This window comes from Pseudomonas phenolilytica (genome assembly GCF_021432765.1).
Lineage (GTDB): Bacteria > Pseudomonadota > Gammaproteobacteria > Pseudomonadales > Pseudomonadaceae > Stutzerimonas > Stutzerimonas phenolilytica.
Genome location: NZ_CP058908.1, coordinates 2,899,090 through 2,914,077, shown reverse-complemented (window position 1 = coordinate 2,914,077; position 14,988 = coordinate 2,899,090). Strand labels below are relative to the sequence as shown.

15 protein-coding genes are annotated in these 14,988 nt (G+C 61.7%); 6 read left to right on the top strand and 9 right to left on the bottom strand.

Annotated elements, in window-relative coordinates:
* Positions 1 to 45: 45 nt before the first annotated feature.
* The gene (locus tag HU825_RS14005; protein WP_234302276.1) at positions 46 to 807 is read left to right on the top strand and encodes a DUF4482 domain-containing protein; all 762 of its coding nucleotides are present in this window, start codon (positions 46 to 48) and stop codon (positions 805 to 807) included.
* Here the strand turns inward: HU825_RS14005 and prmB are convergent, their stop codons facing one another.
* Positions 808 to 1,731, bottom strand: a complete 924-nt coding sequence (prmB, locus tag HU825_RS14000; protein ID WP_054094795.1) for a 50S ribosomal protein L3 N(5)-glutamine methyltransferase — start codon at positions 1,729 to 1,731, stop codon at positions 808 to 810.
* A gap of 285 nt (positions 1,732 to 2,016) precedes the next feature.
* On the opposite strand from prmB, the gene HU825_RS13995 reads away from it, so the two are divergent.
* The 4 genes from HU825_RS13995 to folE all read left to right on the top strand — a co-directional run bounded on the left by HU825_RS13995 (position 2,017) and on the right by folE (position 4,313).
* Positions 2,017 to 2,613, top strand: a complete 597-nt coding sequence (locus HU825_RS13995) for a cysteine hydrolase family protein (RefSeq protein ID WP_043298546.1) — start codon at positions 2,017 to 2,019, stop codon at positions 2,611 to 2,613.
* 85 nt (positions 2,614 to 2,698) lie between these two features.
* On the top strand, positions 2,699 to 3,016 hold the full coding sequence (locus HU825_RS13990) for a hypothetical protein (RefSeq protein ID WP_054094796.1): 318 nt from the start codon (positions 2,699 to 2,701) through the stop codon (positions 3,014 to 3,016).
* A 78-nt stretch (positions 3,017 to 3,094) separates the two neighbouring features.
* Positions 3,095 to 3,655, top strand: a complete 561-nt coding sequence (locus tag HU825_RS13985; protein WP_234302275.1) for a Smr/MutS family protein — start codon at positions 3,095 to 3,097, stop codon at positions 3,653 to 3,655.
* A gap of 112 nt (positions 3,656 to 3,767) precedes the next feature.
* Entirely contained in the window at positions 3,768 to 4,313 is a 546-nt protein-coding gene (folE, locus tag HU825_RS13980; RefSeq protein ID WP_008567122.1) for a GTP cyclohydrolase I FolE, read from the top strand.
* A 77-nt stretch (positions 4,314 to 4,390) separates the two neighbouring features.
* Here folE and HU825_RS13975 read toward each other — a convergent pair whose 3' ends face one another.
* Entirely contained in the window at positions 4,391 to 4,993 is a 603-nt protein-coding gene (locus tag HU825_RS13975; protein WP_102828502.1) for a glutathione S-transferase family protein, read from the bottom strand.
* Positions 4,994 to 5,026: 33 nt separating this feature from the next.
* Positions 5,027 to 6,193, bottom strand: coding sequence for an aminotransferase-like domain-containing protein (locus tag HU825_RS13970; RefSeq protein ID WP_234302274.1), 1,167 nt, complete (start codon positions 6,191 to 6,193; stop codon positions 5,027 to 5,029).
* A gap of 79 nt (positions 6,194 to 6,272) precedes the next feature.
* On the opposite strand from HU825_RS13970, the gene HU825_RS13965 reads away from it, so the two are divergent.
* Complete coding sequence (locus tag HU825_RS13965) at positions 6,273 to 6,719, top strand: MarR family winged helix-turn-helix transcriptional regulator (protein ID WP_043298534.1); 447 nt, start codon at positions 6,273 to 6,275, stop codon at positions 6,717 to 6,719.
* Positions 6,720 to 6,797: 78 nt separating this feature from the next.
* Here HU825_RS13965 and rpsA read toward each other — a convergent pair whose 3' ends face one another.
* From rpsA to serC, 6 genes are all read right to left on the bottom strand, one after another.
* Positions 6,798 to 8,480 carry a 30S ribosomal protein S1 gene (gene rpsA, locus HU825_RS13960; RefSeq protein ID WP_003289660.1) on the bottom strand — a complete coding sequence of 561 codons (1,683 nt, stop codon included), beginning with the start codon at positions 8,478 to 8,480 and terminating at the stop codon, positions 6,798 to 6,800.
* 185 nt (positions 8,481 to 8,665) lie between these two features.
* On the bottom strand, positions 8,666 to 9,352 hold the full coding sequence (gene cmk / locus HU825_RS13955) for a (d)CMP kinase (RefSeq protein WP_165594432.1): 687 nt from the start codon (positions 9,350 to 9,352) through the stop codon (positions 8,666 to 8,668).
* Positions 9,349 to 11,592 (bottom strand): bifunctional prephenate dehydrogenase/3-phosphoshikimate 1-carboxyvinyltransferase, encoded by a 2,244-nt coding sequence (locus tag HU825_RS13950; RefSeq protein WP_234302273.1) that lies wholly within the window; start codon positions 11,590 to 11,592, stop codon positions 9,349 to 9,351. The genes cmk and HU825_RS13950 overlap by 4 nt, the downstream gene beginning before the upstream one ends.
* The gene (gene hisC, locus HU825_RS13945) at positions 11,589 to 12,698 is read right to left on the bottom strand and encodes a histidinol-phosphate transaminase (RefSeq protein WP_234302272.1); all 1,110 of its coding nucleotides are present in this window, start codon (positions 12,696 to 12,698) and stop codon (positions 11,589 to 11,591) included. Before hisC ends, HU825_RS13950 begins: the two co-directional genes overlap by 4 nt.
* An 83-nt stretch (positions 12,699 to 12,781) precedes the next feature.
* A complete protein-coding gene (pheA, locus tag HU825_RS13940) occupies positions 12,782 to 13,879 on the bottom strand; it encodes a prephenate dehydratase (protein ID WP_043298526.1) in 1,098 nt (365 codons plus the stop codon).
* Positions 13,879 to 14,964 carry a 3-phosphoserine/phosphohydroxythreonine transaminase gene (gene serC, locus HU825_RS13935; protein ID WP_054094802.1) on the bottom strand — a complete coding sequence of 362 codons (1,086 nt, stop codon included), beginning with the start codon at positions 14,962 to 14,964 and terminating at the stop codon, positions 13,879 to 13,881. The genes pheA and serC overlap by 1 nt, the downstream gene beginning before the upstream one ends.
* Between the last annotated feature and the right edge of the window lie 24 nt (positions 14,965 to 14,988).

The window sequence follows — 14,988 nt, the reverse complement described above, 5'->3', positions numbered from 1 at the left end:
CAACCGCAAACCGCTTGCGAGTCAGCGCAGCCAAGGAACGCGCCGATGACTGATACCAACGCCCCCGACACCACGCCGCTGCCACAGCATCCGTGGGCCGATCTAGTGCCCGAACGATTCCACCTGCTACGTCTGGCGCCGCTGCCGACCGAGCGCGATGGCGGGCCGCGGCCGCTGCGTTTCGTGGAGCTGGCACGAGTGGAGCGACACAGCGCGGACCAGAGCCTGCTGCGCCTGCACATCAATTTGCCGGGGCAGGTCCTCTCGCGAAAGCGCAACGTGCTGGAAGTCTGGGCGGACCATCGCAGCAAGGAGCTGCGCTTCGGCCCGGACAGCGGACTGAATCTCGAACCCGTCAACCGCGGGTTGGGCCGTTTTCTGCTCGCCCAAGGCATCGCCTGGGCGCAGAAACGCTGGTCGCACTACCTCGTCGAAGGCGGTTCGCTGGCGAACGACTCGGCCAGCGAGGACGCACGGCTGCGCCGCGATCATTGCCTGCGTACCCAGGGCTTCGACGTCGACTACCCGCAGACATCGCCGAAAGCCACCTACGGAGCACCACGCGTGAGTGCACTGCGTGGCGACTGGAATGCCGAAAAGGTGCAGATCATCGAGCTGCTCGACGCGGCGGCGATGCTCGAACAGGCCGATCGCAATCTTCAGGAGCAGGACTCGCAGATTCGCCAGATGCAGGAGCGCATGAGCCGTTTGCGTCGCGAAGACGGCGCGTTGCGCTTCACCATTGTCTGTCTGATCGTCTTCGCGCTGTTCCAGGCCGGCCTGCTGATCTGGATGGCGACGCGCTGATCAGCGCTGCGTCAGGCGTGCGCGGAACAACGCCTGATGCTCCCGGCATTGCCGGGCGGCCAGCAGGAACACGCCATGCCCGCCCTTGGCGAACTCCAGCCACGTGAAGTCCACTTCCGGATACAGTTCGGCGACATGCACCTGACTGTTGCCCACTTCCACGATCAGCGTGCCGTGCTCGCTCAGGTGATCGGCCGCCTCGGCCAGCATACGACGCACCAGGTTCAGGCCATCATCGCCGCAGGCCAGCCCCAGCGCGGGCTCGTGATGATATTCGGCAGGCATGTCGGCGAAGTCCTCCGCATCGACATAGGGCGGATTGGACACGATCAGATCGAAACGCTGGCCCGGTAGACCATCGAAGCCGTCGCTCTGCACCGTGTAGACCCGCTCTTCCAGTTCGTGCTGTTCGATGTTCTGGTTGGCCACTTCCAGCGCATCGAAAGAGAGGTCCGCCAACACGACCTCGGCGTCAGGAAACTCGTAGGCACAGGCGATGCCGATGCAGCCTGAGCCGGTACACAGGTCGAGAATCCGCGCGGGTTCGTGCGCGAGCCAGGGGCGGAAGCGCTGCTCGATCAGCTCGGCGATGGGCGAGCGCGGAATCAGCACACGCTCGTCGACGATGAACGGTAAGCCGCAGAACCAGGCCTCGCCGAGCAGATACGCCGCCGGCACGCGCTCCTCGATGCGCCTGCGCAGCAGCGCCTCCAGGTGCGCGCATTCGTCGTCCTCCAGACGGCAATCCAGATAGGCATCGGACATGGCCCACGGCAGATGCAGAGCGCCGAGTACCAATTGGCGTGCCTCGTCCCAGGCGTTGTCGGTGCCATGACCGAAGAACAGCTGCGCGCGGTGAAACTGGCTGACGGCCCAGCGAACATAGTCGCGCAGGGTACGCAGACGTGAGGGCGAAGCGCTCATGACGACATCTCCGGTAAAAGGGCGCGGAGTTTAACAGGGCCCCGCGAGCGGCTGCGAGCGCGTGCTCGCTACTCTGCCGGCAGAGGGTCGACCGATGCGCGCCGCTTTGTAAATACGCACTTTGATTGCACCACTATCGCGCCGCCGCGCAGTACCCTGCCCGCCTCCGGCAAGCCATGCCGGATCAGCGCCGGCCGGCCCCATCCTGACCCGTGTGCGGTCAAGATGGTTCACATCGCCGCATTCTGGCGCCACAATCAGCCCCCCATTCAAAAGGAGTCGATAATGACCACGCCACAGACCATGCTTCAACTCAGTGGCCGCAGTTACGCGCCCGCAACATTGGCGAACGCCACTCTGCTGGTCATCGACGCTCAAGAAGAATATCGCACTGGCGTGCTGGCTTTGCCGGCGCTGCCCACCGCGCTGCCGGAAATTACCCGCCTGCTGGCAGCCGCCCGCGAAGCCGGTGCTCCGGTGGTACACGTTCATCATCTGGGAATTACTGGCGGCCTGTTCGATCCGCAGGGTTTTCGCGGTCAGATCATGCCGGAAGCCGCACCACTGCCGGGCGAAGCAGTAGTTGCGAAGCGCCTGCCCAATGCGTTCGCCGGCACCGACCTGCATGACCTGCTGCAGAAGCACGGCCGTCTGGACCTCATCGTATGCGGCTTCATGACCCATTCCAGCATCAGCACCACGGTGCGGGCCGCCAAGGATTATGGCTACCGCTGCACGCTGGTCGATAGCGCATGCGCAACGCGCAATCTGCCGATGGGTGAAGGCAGCGTGGATGCCGATCAGGTCCATCGGATGGAAATGACCATCCTGGCCGACAATTTCGCGGTTTGCGTGCCGAACGTCGCGGCCTTGGCCCGCTGAACGCCGCGGCCAGCGGTACCGCCCTGGCGAATGAACCTGACCGGCCGCGTGCCGGTCATAGCCTGTTCATCGAGAGGTAACCGCAATGAAGCTTTCCGATGGATTCGATGCTCGCCGCCTGCGCCCGTCCGAACGAGGGAGCTGGGGCAGACGCCTCATCGTTGCGATTGCTGCGCTGCTCGCCATTATCGGCGTACTGCTGATGGCCGTCGGCACGGCGTCTCTGGCTGGTTATGGCAGCTCACTCGGCGCTCTGGCAGCCAGAGATGCCGCGCTGACGGCGCTGGTGCTTGGTCTGGCGTTGATCGCGATTGCCCTGTTTCTCTGGCGCTGGTGTCGCCGCCGGCTCCGGCGCTCAAGCGAGCTGAGTCTCTCCCCGGGCCTGATGAAAAGACGCGACTAACCTCGATGCGGCCCGTCCCAGGCCATGCCGCCCCTTGTCCCGCAACCTGGGATAAACTGGCGCGCTGCAGGAGGTCCCATGCAAGAAGACGACGATTTTTCCCTGTTCAAGTCCGCCGTGAAGGGCGTCAAACCGATCACCCATGCGCGCGCCGAAACCGGCAAGCCACGCAACAATCGCGAGCAGATCGCCAAGCGGCGCGCCAACGCACAGGTCAGCGTCGAACAAGTGCGCATCGACGGCCTATCCGATCAGTTCGTCATCGACGTGGGCGCCGAAGACGAACTCTACTGGGCCCGTCCGGGTGTGCAGGATGCGCAGATGCGCAAACTGAAGGCGGGACAGATTCGGTTCGAGGGTAGCCTCGACCTGCACGGTCTTTCGGTCGAATACGCCCGCGAGCAGCTTTGGGATTTCATCGCCGAAGCCAGCAAGTACGAAATCCGCTGTGTTCGCATCACGCACGGCAAAGCGGCGCGTCTTGACGGCAAACGCCCTCTGATCAAGAGCCACGTCAACACCTGGTTACGCCAGCATCCCCAAGTGCTGGGCTTCGCTTCCTGCACGCCTCGCCACGGTGGTGCCGGCGCGGTCTACGTCATGCTCAAGCGCACGATGCTGGAAGGCCGGGACGAATAGCGCCATTGCCACAGGGTAATGGCCGATTCGTAACCTGCTTGGCACTTGCCAGCCGAACGACTGCCGCCTACCCTTTCGCGTTTGCGCCCCCATGCAGCTGACAGGTAGTTCAATGTCCCTGGAACAACAGTACACCGAGATTCTCGCCCAACTTGGCGAGGACGTTACCCGCGAAGGCTTGCTCGACACGCCCAAGCGTGCCGCCAAAGCCATGCAGTATCTGTGCAAGGGCTACCAGCAAACCCTCGAGGAGGTCACCAACGACGCGCTGTTCAGCTCCGACAACAGCGAAATGGTGCTGGTGAAGAACATCGAACTGTATTCGCTATGCGAGCACCACATGCTGCCCTTCATCGGCAAGGCTCACGTCGCCTACCTGCCTAACGGCAAGGTGCTGGGGCTTTCGAAGGTAGCTCGGATCGTCGACATGTATGCGCGACGCCTGCAGATTCAGGAAAACCTGACCCGCCAAATCGCCGAAGCCGTGCAGCAGGTCACCAATGCCGCGGGCGTAGCGGTGGTCATTGAGGCGCAGCATATGTGCATGATGATGCGCGGCGTGGAGAAGCAGAATTCGTCGATGGTCACTTCGGTGATGCTCGGGCAGTTCCGCAACAACGCCGCAACCCGCGCCGAGTTCCTCGGCCTGGTCAAGTAAGTCCCGCTTCAGCCGAGCATCGGCAGCCTGCTCAGGGCTGCCTGCTCACCACCCATCCACTTCGGCTCAGGTATCGATCAGTCGAACATCCCCACATGCCGGGGATGGCTGGCAACGCGCTGCAGCCAGGCACGAATCGCCGGATAGCCTGAAAGATCGAAGCCTCCCTCCTCCGCCACGTGTGTGTAGGCATAGAGCGCGACATCCGCAATCGAATAACGATCGCCGACCAGGTACGGGGTGCGCAGCAACTGCTGCTCCATCACATTGAGCGCGTGATAGCCGTCCAACTGCTTGGCCTCGTACTCTTCGCGGCGCTCCTCCGGCATGCCAAGATACACCTTGATGTAGCGGGCCACGGCGAGGAAGGGCTCATGGCTATATTGCTCGAAGAACTGCCATTGCAACACCTGGGTGCGCAGGCGCGGATCGCTGGGCAGAAACTCACTGCCTTCAGCCAGATAATTCAGGATCGCATTGGATTCCCACAGGCACGAGCCATCTTCCAGTTCGAGCACCGGGATCTTGCCGTTCGGGTTCTTCTTCAGAAACTCTTCAGAGCGCGTCTCCCCGCGCAGGATGTTGACCGGCACCCACTCGTACGGCTGATCGAGCAGATGCAGCATCAGCTTGATCTTGTAGCAGTTGCCCGAACGATAATCGCCATAAACCTTGTACATGCTCGCATCCCCTAAAGTCACCACGGCGCTCTTTCAAGCCGCCTCGGCAGCCAACGCATTGCGTATCACCCCGGCCAAGCGGCGCAGGCCTTCTCCGAGCCGCTCCGGCGCAACATGACTGAAATTCAGCCGCAGATAGCCCGGATGCCGGTCCGGCTCACTGAAAAACGGTTCGCCCGGCATGAAAACCACATCCTGTTCCAGCGCAGGCGTCAGCAATGTGCGGGTATCCAGTGGCCGCCTGAGAACCAGCCAGAAGAACAGGCCACCCTGCGGCGTTTCCCAAGTCGCAAGGTCAGAAAAGTGTTCGACAAGCGCGGCCTGCATCGCATCTCGGCGCAGACGGTAGAAGTCACGGAGCTCGGCCAGATGCTCGTTGTAGTGCTGGCTTCCCAGCCACTGTAACGCCTGCCACTGGCCGATACGATTGGTGTGCAGGTCCGCCGACTGCTTCAACCGCAACAGATAGGGAAACAGGTTCTGACTGGCAATCAGATAACCAACGCGCAAGCCTGGCAGAAGCGTCTTCGACACCGTACCGGTATAGATCCAGCTGGCACTGCGCAGACGGCTGACGATCGGAGTAGCGCTACCCTGGTCAAACACCAGCTCGCGATACGGCTCATCCTCGATCAGCGTCACACCGAACTCGTCGAGCAGCGCGGCCACTGCCTCCCGCTTGGCCTCGCTATAACGCACCGCGGATGGGTTCTGAAAGGTCGGAATCAGGTAGGCGAACGCCGGCTTGTGCTGCTCCAGTCGCTGCCGCAAGGCGCCCAATTCAGGACCATCGGTCTCCTGTGGCACCTCCAGACAGTGAGCCCCGAACAACTGGAAGGCCTGCAGCGCGGCAAGATAGGTCGGCGCTTCGACCAGCACCTCGGTACCAGGATCGATGAACAGCTTCGATGCCAGGTCCAGGGTCTGCTGGGAACCGCTGACGATCAATACCTGACTCGCTTCGCATTGAATGCCCAGCTCACGCGCCTGTGCCGCGATCAGCTCACGTAGCATGGGCTCGCCTTCACTCATGCCGTATTGCCCCATGCTGGCCGGCATCTGTGCCCAGTCGACTTTCGGCAACATCGGTTCGGCGGGCAGGCCGCCGGCGAACGACATGACTTCAGGTCGCTGCGCAGCAGCAAGAATTTCGCGGATGAGAGAGCTTTTCAGGCGGTCGATACGTTCGGAGAAGGCCATTGGGCACCGGATGCGGAGGCAAGCAAAATGAGTCAAACTTCTTGACCAAAACTACTCTCGTCAGAATAAATACGTCAATATGACTGACCTAAAAAAAAGCAACACCCAACGGCGGATAATGGAAACCTTCTTTCTGGGTTACCAAGCCTTCACCGCCAAGCCTGACGCGATCCTCGCTCGCCGCGGTCTCTCACGCGTGCACCATCGCATTCTCTTTTTCATCGGTAGTTACCCAGGACTCAGCGTGAAGGAACTGCTCGGCTATCTGGGCGTGAGCAAGCAGGCGCTTAACACGCCCTTGCGCCAGTTGGTCGAGATGCATCTGGTGGAAAGCCTTACTGCCGAGGACGACAAGCGCAAGCGCATGCTGCGCTTCACCGACGAGGGTGCAAAGCTCGAACAGCAGCTGCGGCGCGAGCAGGTTCGCCTGCTGGAGAAAGTGTTCAGCGAAATCGGCGCGGAAGCCGTGGAGAATTGGCTGCAGGTCAATCATGCGCTGGCAGCGCGCTCACACAAGGCGCACTGATCCAGTCGGTAGATCGCGAAATCACAGCCATAAAAAAGGGCGACCGAGGTCGCCCTTTTTTCAACGAAAAGCCTGAACTTAGTTCTGGTTTTCCATCTGAGCACGGATCAGATCACCAATGGTGGTCGGGCCGGTGCTTTCAACTTCCTGCTTGGTGCGCAGCTCTTTCATCGCATCCTTCTCGTCTTCGACGTCTTTGGACTTGATGGACAGGCTGATCACGCGGGACTTGCGGTCGATGCTGATGATCTTGGCTTCGACTTCGTCGCCTTCCTTCAGCACATTGCGCGCATCTTCAACGCGGTCACGGCTGATTTCGGACGCCTTCAGGGTCGCCTCGATATCGTTACCCAGATCGATGATGGCGCCTTTGGCGTCAACTTCTTTCACGGTACCGCGAACGATGCTGCCCTTGTCATTGACGGCGGCGTAGTTGGAGAACGGATCGTCTTCCAGCTGCTTGATGCCCAAGGAGATACGCTCACGCTCCGGATCGACCGACAGGATAACGGTGTCCAGCTCGTCGCCCTTCTTGAAGCGACGCACGGCTTCTTCACCGGCTTCGTTCCAGGAAATGTCGGACAGGTGAACCAGACCGTCGATGCCGCCGTCCAGACCGATGAAGATACCGAAATCGGTGATCGACTTGATGGTGCCGGAGATGCGGTCGCCCTTGTTGAACTGGCTGGAGAAGTCTTCCCATGGGTTGGACTTGCACTGCTTGATACCCAGGGAGATGCGACGACGCTCTTCGTCGATGTCCAGAACCATGACTTCCACTTCGTCGCCGACCTGTACGACCTTCGACGGGTGGATATTCTTGTTGGTCCAGTCCATTTCGGACACGTGCACCAGACCCTCGACACCTTCTTCCAGCTCGGCGAAGCAGCCGTAGTCGGTCAGGTTGGTGACGCGTGCCATGACGCGGGTGTTTTCCGGGTAGCGGGCCTTGATGGCAACCCATGGATCTTCGCCCAGCTGCTTCAGACCCAGCGATACGCGGTTGCGCTCGCGGTCGAACTTCAGCACCTTGACATCGATCTCGTCGCCAACATTGACGATCTCGGACGGATGCTTGATGCGCTTCCAAGCCATGTCGGTGATGTGCAGCAGACCATCGACGCCGCCCAAGTCAACGAACGCACCGTAGTCGGTGAGGTTCTTGACGATACCCTTGACCTGCTGGCCTTCCTGCAGGGATTCCAGCAGAGCTTCGCGCTCGGCGCTGTTCTCGGCTTCCAGGACGCTGCGGCGGGAAACGACAACGTTGTTGCGCTTCTGGTCGAGCTTGATGACCTTGAATTCCAGCTCTTTGCCTTCCAGGTGAGCGGTATCGCGCACCGGACGGACATCGACCAGCGAACCCGGCAGGAACGCACGGATGCCGTTGACGTCGACGGTGAAGCCACCTTTGACCTTGCCGTTGATGACGCCCTTGACCACTTCTTCTGCAGCGAAAGCCGCTTCCAGAACAATCCAGGATTCCGCGCGCTTGGCCTTTTCACGGGACAGCTTGGTTTCGCCAAAGCCATCTTCCACCGCGTCCAGAGCAACGTGGACCTCGTCACCCACCTTGATGGTCAGCTCGCCCTGTTCGTTATAGAACTGCTCGACCGGGATGACGCCCTCGGATTTCAGACCGGCATGGACAGTGACCCAGTCACCATCGATGTCGACCACCAGACCGGTGATGATGGCACCCGGCTGCATGTCGAGGGATTTCAGGCTTTCTTCAAAAAGTTCTGCGAAGCTTTCGCTCATGTTGATTCCTGCTGTTTTCGGGCGAGGATCCGCCCAATCTCCACATCCCAGACGATATGGGTTCATTCATATAAAAAAAGGCCTGTGGGACTGGGTCTGGTCTCCCACATGCCTCCTTGTTAACAGCCGGTGCGGCGATCACTCGCCTCGCCGATCTGTCTGGTCGCCTTTCGGCGTTCCGTTCATCAAGCCAGATCGCGCTTGGCGACCTCGGCCATAATTTGTTCCAGCACCTGCTCGATGGACAGTGTAGTGGAATCCAGCTGAATAGCATCGACTGCCGGTTTCAGCGGTGCCACCGCACGCTGGGTATCGCGCTCGTCGCGCGCCCGAATCTCTTCGAGAAGACTCGCGAGGTTAACATCATCGCCACGTGCCTTCAACTGCAGGTACCGGCGGCGTGCACGCTCTTCGGCGCTCGCGGTAAGGAAAATCTTGAGTGGCGCGTCGGGAAATACCACCGTGCCCATGTCCCGACCGTCGGCCACCAGGCCGGGCATTTCGCGGAATGCCTTCTGTCGCTGCAACAGCGCTTCGCGAACCGCCGGCAGCGCGGCGACCTGCGAGGCGCCGGCACCGACTTGTTCGTTGCGAATGGACTCGGTGACATCCTCGCCTTCGAGAATGATGACCATGCCATGTCCGTCGTGCGCGCTATCGAACTGCACATCGAGATGGGCCGCCAGGACCTTCAACGCTTCCTCATTGGTCAGATCGACGCCGTGGTTGCGCGCGGCGAACGCCAGCAGCCGATACAGCGCACCGGAGTCGAGAAACTTCCAGCCGAGCTTGCCGGCCAGCAACGCCGCGACCGTGCCCTTGCCGGAGCCGCTCGGCCCATCGATAGTGATGACGGGAGCCGCAGCAATCATGATCCACCCTCCGCGTGTACGCGCATCCCGGCGCGTTCGGCCAGGACGAGGAAATTGGGGAATGAGGTGGCGACGTTGGCACAATCATGAATGCGAATCGGCGCGCTGGCCCGCAGCGCGGCCACGCTGAAGGACATGGCGATACGATGGTCGCCGTGCGCCCAGACTTCACCACCACCCATCGGGCCGCCTTCGATGACGATCCCGTCGGGCGTCGGCTGCGCCTGTACGCCCAGGGTCTGCAAACCGTCGGCCATCACCTGGATGCGGTCAGATTCCTTGACCCGCAGCTCCTCGGCACCACGTAGCGTGGTACGGCCTTGCGCGCAGGCCGCAGCTACAAACAGCACCGGGAACTCGTCGATCGCCAGCGGTACCAGCTCCTCGGGAATATCGATACCCTTGAGCTCGGCTGCTCGCACGCGGATATCGGCGACCGGCTCACCGCCGACCTCACGCTGGTTCTCCAGCGTGATATCGGCACCCATCAGTTTGAGGATATCGATCACGCCAGTCCGCGTCGGGTTGATGCCGACATGTTCGAGCAACACGTCCGAACCCGGCGCGATGCTCGCAGCCACCATGAAGAAGGCTGCCGAGGAAATATCTGCCGGCACCTCGATGTGAGTCGCGCGCAGTTTGTGTCCGGATTCGACCCGTGCAGTGCTACCCTGCACATCCACCGGATAGCCGAAGCCACGCAACATGCGCTCGGTGTGATCACGCGTCGGGGCCGGCTCGGTGACAGACGTCTGGTCGGCCGCATACAGGCCAGCCAGCAGCAGACAGGACTTGACCTGTGCGCTGGCCATCGGCATCTCGTAGTGCATTCCCGACAGCCGCTGACCGCCACGGATCGTCAGCGGCGGGCGCCCGTCCGCCTCGGTCTCGATGACCGCACCCATTTCACGCAGCGGCTTGGCAACGCGATTCATCGGGCGCTTGGAAAGCGAGGCATCGCCGGTCAGCGTGGTATCGAACGGCTGCGCGGCAAGCAGGCCGGCCAGTAAGCGCATGGATGTGCCGGAATTACCCAGGTAGATCGGCCCTGGCGGGGCCTTCAGGCCATGCAGGCCGACACCGTGTACGGTCACGCGACCTTGCTGCGGCCCTTCGATGACCACGCCCATGTCCCGAAAGGCCTGGATGGTGGCCAACGCGTCCTCGCCCTCTAGGAAGCCTTCCACCTCGGTAGTGCCCTCGGCCAGCGAGCCAAGCATGATGGAGCGATGGGAAATCGACTTGTCGCCCGGTACGCGCAGCCGTCCCGCCAGGCTGCCGCCCGGATTGGCCAGGAAGATCAAATCATTGGAATGCATAACGTCCACATAGGCTCTGCGAGCCAGTATTTTGCTGAAATGTTCCCGGGCGGCGCGGGCGCGAGTGAACACGCCGAGCAGCTTGTGCCCGTCTCCTTCATCGACCGCGGCGCGCAACGCATCGAGGTCGCTACGAAAATCGTCCAACGTGTGCAGCACCGCTTCGCGGTTGGCGAGGAAGATGTCGTGCCACATCACCGGGTCGCTGCCGGCGATGCGGGTGAAATCCCGGAAACCGCCGGCCGCATAACGAAATATCTCCAGGTTTTCGTGGCGCTTGGCCAGCGAGTCGACCAAGCCAAACGCCAGCAGATGCGGCAGATGGCTGGTTGCGGCAAGCACTTCATCGTGGTGGCGAACCTCCATGTGCTCGACATCCGCACCCAGCGCCGACCACAGCCGATGCACCAGTGCCAGGGCGGTCGGGTCGGTGTCGGCCAACGGCGTCAGTATCACCTTATGTCGGCGGAACAACGAACCCTGCGCGGCGGTGACTCCGCTCTGCTCGGAACCGGCGATCGGGTGCCCAGGGACGAAACGAGCGGGCATGCTACCGAAGACGCCGCGTGCACAGCGCACGACGTTGCCCTTCGCGCTGCCGACATCGGTGAGCACCGCATCGCCCAGGTCGAGCCTAGCCAGTTGCGCCAGCAGCTTTTCCATCGCCAGGATCGGCACGGCCAGCTGGATCACATCAGCATCGGCGCAGGCTTGCTCCAGCGTTTCGGCACAGTAATCGACCACACCCAGTTCGACCGCCAGCTCGCGGGAACGGGCGTCCAGATCGAAACCGACGACCTCGCGACACAGTTTCAGCTCCCGCAGTCCCTTGGCGAAAGAACCACCGATCAGACCGAGCCCGATGACCACCAACCGACCAACGAGGGGTTCGCCCGCAACGGCTGCCCAGGCTTTGCTCACTGGGCAAGCACCTTGTGCAATGCCTCGATGAAGCGCGCATTCTCCGCCTCGGTGCCGATCGACACGCGCAGAAAAGTCGGCATGCCGTAGCCGGCCACCGGCCGCACAATCACACCTTCCTGCAGGAGAGCATGGTTGATCGGCGCCGCGTCGCGTCCGAAGTCGACGGCAATGAAATTGCCTTTCGAGGGAATCCAGCGCAGGCCGAGCTCGGCGAACGCCGCTTCCAGCTGGCGCATGCCGGCGGCGTTAGCCGCGCGGCTGGCAGCCAGATACTCCGTATCGCCCAGCGCTGCGCAAGCGGCGGCCATGGCCAGACTGTTGACATTGAACGGCTGGCGAACGCGGTTGAGCACATCGGCGATTTGCGCTGAGGAAACGGCGTAGCCCACGCGCAACGCCGCCAACCCATAGGCCTTGGAAAAGGTCCGCGATACCAGCAGATTGGGATGCGCAGCGAGAAACTCCAGGCCATCCGGCAGCTCGCCGCCCTCGGCATACTCAATATAGGCCTCGTCCAGCACCACCAATACCGCCTCCGGTACACGCGCGAGGAAACGCTCGAGCGCCTCGGCATCGAACCAGGTGCCGGTTGGATTGTTGGGGTTGGCGATAAACACCACGCGGGTGTTTTCGTCGATCGCCGCCAGCATGGCATCCAGGTCATGGCCGTGATCACGCGCCGGCACTACCTTGCCCTGCGCACCCACCGCCTGGGTCGCGATCGGATAGACCGCGAAGGCATGCGCGCTGAACACCGCGTTCAGACCCGGCGCCAGATAGGCACGCGCCACCAGCTCGAGTATGTCGTTGGAACCGTTGCCCAGCGTGATCTGATCGATCTGCAGCGCATAGTGTTGGGCCAGTTGCTGCTTGAGCACGAAACCATTGCCGTCGGGATAGCGGGTCAGCTCCGCCAGCTCATTGCGAATGGCTTCCAGCACACGAGGGCTCGGACCGAGCGGGTTCTCATTGCTCGCCAGCTTGACGATACCGGCCGGATCCAGATTCAACTCGCGCGCCAGTTCATCGACCGGCTTACCCGGCACATAGGGAGACAGCTTTTGCACGCCCGGCTGCGCCAGAGCGAGGAAATCACAGGACATAGCTAAAAAGCCTCGAGCTTCGAGTCGCAGGCAGCAGCCCTCGCCGAACCATATGCGGCTTGAGCGCCAGCCTGCGGCTGCCTTTAAAGTACCGCCTTCGGATAGGAACCTAGCACCTTCAGCGCCACCGCCTCCTTCCCGATCTTCTCCAGCACATCCTTGATCAGCGGATCCTGATGATGGCCGAGGAAGTCGATAAAGAACACGTACGTCCACTTGCCGCTACGCGACGGACGCGTCTCGATACGGGTGAGATCGATGCCATTGGCATGGAATGGCATCAGCAGCTCGTGCAAAGTTCCCGGCTTGTTTCGCATCGATACGATGATCGAGGTCTTGTCGTCGCCGGTCGGCGGTACTTCCTGGTTACCGATGATGAGGAAGCGCGTGGAGTTGTCCGGGCGATCTTCGATCTTCTCGGCCAACTTCTGCAGGCCATACAGCTGCGCCGCCATGTCGCCGGCGATTGCTGCGGAATTCCACTCGCTTTTCACGCGCTTGGCCGCATCGGCGTTACTGGAAACCGCCACGCGCTCGACGTTCGGATAATGCGAATCAAGCCACTTGCGGCACTGCGCCAGTGACTGGGCGTGGGAATAGATACGGGTAATGCGATCGGTCTTGGTCGTCTCGCCCACCAACAGATGGTGGTGGATACGCAGCTCAACCTCACCGCAGATGACGATGTCGTGCTCGAGGAAGCTATCCAGCGTATGGTTGACGGCGCCTTCAGTGGAGTTTTCTACCGGCACCACGCCGAAATTCACCGCACCGGCAACCACCTCGCGGAATACCTCGTCGATGGCCGCCATCGGCGTACTGATCACCGAGTGGCCGAAGTGCTTGAGCGCCGCCGCCTGGGAGAATGTGCCTTCCGGCCCGAGGTAGGCCACCCGTAACGGCTGCTCCAGTGCCAGGCAGGAGGACATGATTTCGCGGAACAGGCGGGCGATTTCCTCGTTATCCAGAGGACCCTTGTTCAGCTCCATGATGTGCTTGAGCACCCAGGCCTCACGCTCAGGGCGATAGAACACCGCCTGCTCGCCTTCGGCGAGCGTGGCGGTCTTCACCCGCGCCACCTCCTGGGCACAGCGGGCGCGTTCGCTGATCAGTTCGAGAATCTTCTCGTCGAGGCTGTCGATGCGCACACGCAACGCCTTGAGCTGATCGGCCTGGCTCATCAGCCGTGCTCCTTCTCGAACTCGCTCATGTAGGCGACCAGCGCCTCGACGGCATCCAGTCCGACCGCGTTATAAATCGACGCGCGCATGCCGCCGACCGAGCGATGGCCCTTGAGGTTGAGCAGCCCGCGTGCATCCGCACCGGCGAGGAAGGTCTTGTCCAGACGCTCGTCAGCCAGGCGGAACGGCACGTTCATCCAGGAGCGCGCGTTGATGCTGATGGGATTGGTGTAGAACTCGCTCGAATCGATGAAGCCGTAGAGCAGCTCCTGCTTGGCGCGGTTGCGTTGCTCCATCGTCTCCAGGCCGCCCTGCTCCTTCAGCCATTCGAAGACCAGCCCGGAGAGGTACCACGAGAACGTCGCCGGGGTGTTGTACATCGAACCGTTGTCCGCCGCGATCTTGTAATCAAGCATCGTCGGGCAGCTGGAGCGGGCGCGGCCGAGCAGGTCTTCGCGCACGATCACCACCACCAGACCGCTGGGACCGATGTTCTTCTGTGCGCCGGCGTAGATCAGGCCGAACTGCGACACATCGATCGGTCGCGACAGAATGTCGGACGACATGTCGACCACCAGCGGCGTGTCACCCAGGTCCGGCACCCAGTCGAACTGAAGGCCGCCAATGGTCTCGTTGCTGGCGTAATGCAAATAGGCCGCGTTGTCGCTCAGCTGCCACTCGTTCTGCCCGGGAATCGCGAAATAGTCGTAGGGTTTGGCGCTGGCGGCCAGGTTGACGGTACCGAAACGACGCGCCTCTTCCATGCTCTTGCGCGACCAGATACCAGTGTCGACATAGTCGGCGACGCCCTCTTCGGGCAACAGGTTCAGCGGAATCTCAGCGAACTGCTGGCTAGCGCCGCCCTGCAGGAACAGCACCTTGTAATTCGACGGAATCGCCAGCAGATCGCGCAGATCCTGCTCGGCCTTGCTGGCGATAGCGGTGTATTCGTCACTGCGATGGCTCATTTCCATCACCGACAGGCCGCGGCCCTGCCAGTCGAGGAGTTCCGCCTGGGCGCGTTGCAGGACAGCTTCCGGAAGTGCGGCCGGACCGGCGCAGAAGTTAAAGGCGCGTTTGCTCACGTCGTTTGCTCTCAATCGAATTTG

Coding starts and splice junctions, on each gene's coding strand:
- HU825_RS14005 (WP_234302276.1), top strand. CDS start 46: ATGACTGATACCAACGCCCCCGACACCACGCCGCTGCCACAGCATCCG.
- prmB (WP_054094795.1), bottom strand. CDS start 1,731: ATGAGCGCTTCGCCCTCACGTCTGCGTACCCTGCGCGACTATGTTCGC.
- HU825_RS13995 (WP_043298546.1), top strand. CDS start 2,017: ATGACCACGCCACAGACCATGCTTCAACTCAGTGGCCGCAGTTACGCG.
- HU825_RS13990 (WP_054094796.1), top strand. CDS start 2,699: ATGAAGCTTTCCGATGGATTCGATGCTCGCCGCCTGCGCCCGTCCGAA.
- HU825_RS13985 (WP_234302275.1), top strand. CDS start 3,095: ATGCAAGAAGACGACGATTTTTCCCTGTTCAAGTCCGCCGTGAAGGGC.
- folE (WP_008567122.1), top strand. CDS start 3,768: ATGTCCCTGGAACAACAGTACACCGAGATTCTCGCCCAACTTGGCGAG.
- HU825_RS13975 (WP_102828502.1), bottom strand. CDS start 4,993: ATGTACAAGGTTTATGGCGATTATCGTTCGGGCAACTGCTACAAGATC.
- HU825_RS13970 (WP_234302274.1), bottom strand. CDS start 6,193: ATGGCCTTCTCCGAACGTATCGACCGCCTGAAAAGCTCTCTCATCCGC.
- HU825_RS13965 (WP_043298534.1), top strand. CDS start 6,273: ATGACTGACCTAAAAAAAAGCAACACCCAACGGCGGATAATGGAAACC.
- rpsA (WP_003289660.1), bottom strand. CDS start 8,480: ATGAGCGAAAGCTTCGCAGAACTTTTTGAAGAAAGCCTGAAATCCCTC.
- cmk (WP_165594432.1), bottom strand. CDS start 9,352: ATGATTGCTGCGGCTCCCGTCATCACTATCGATGGGCCGAGCGGCTCC.
- hisC (WP_234302272.1), bottom strand. CDS start 12,698: ATGTCCTGTGATTTCCTCGCTCTGGCGCAGCCGGGCGTGCAAAAGCTG.
- pheA (WP_043298526.1), bottom strand. CDS start 13,879: ATGAGCCAGGCCGATCAGCTCAAGGCGTTGCGTGTGCGCATCGACAGC.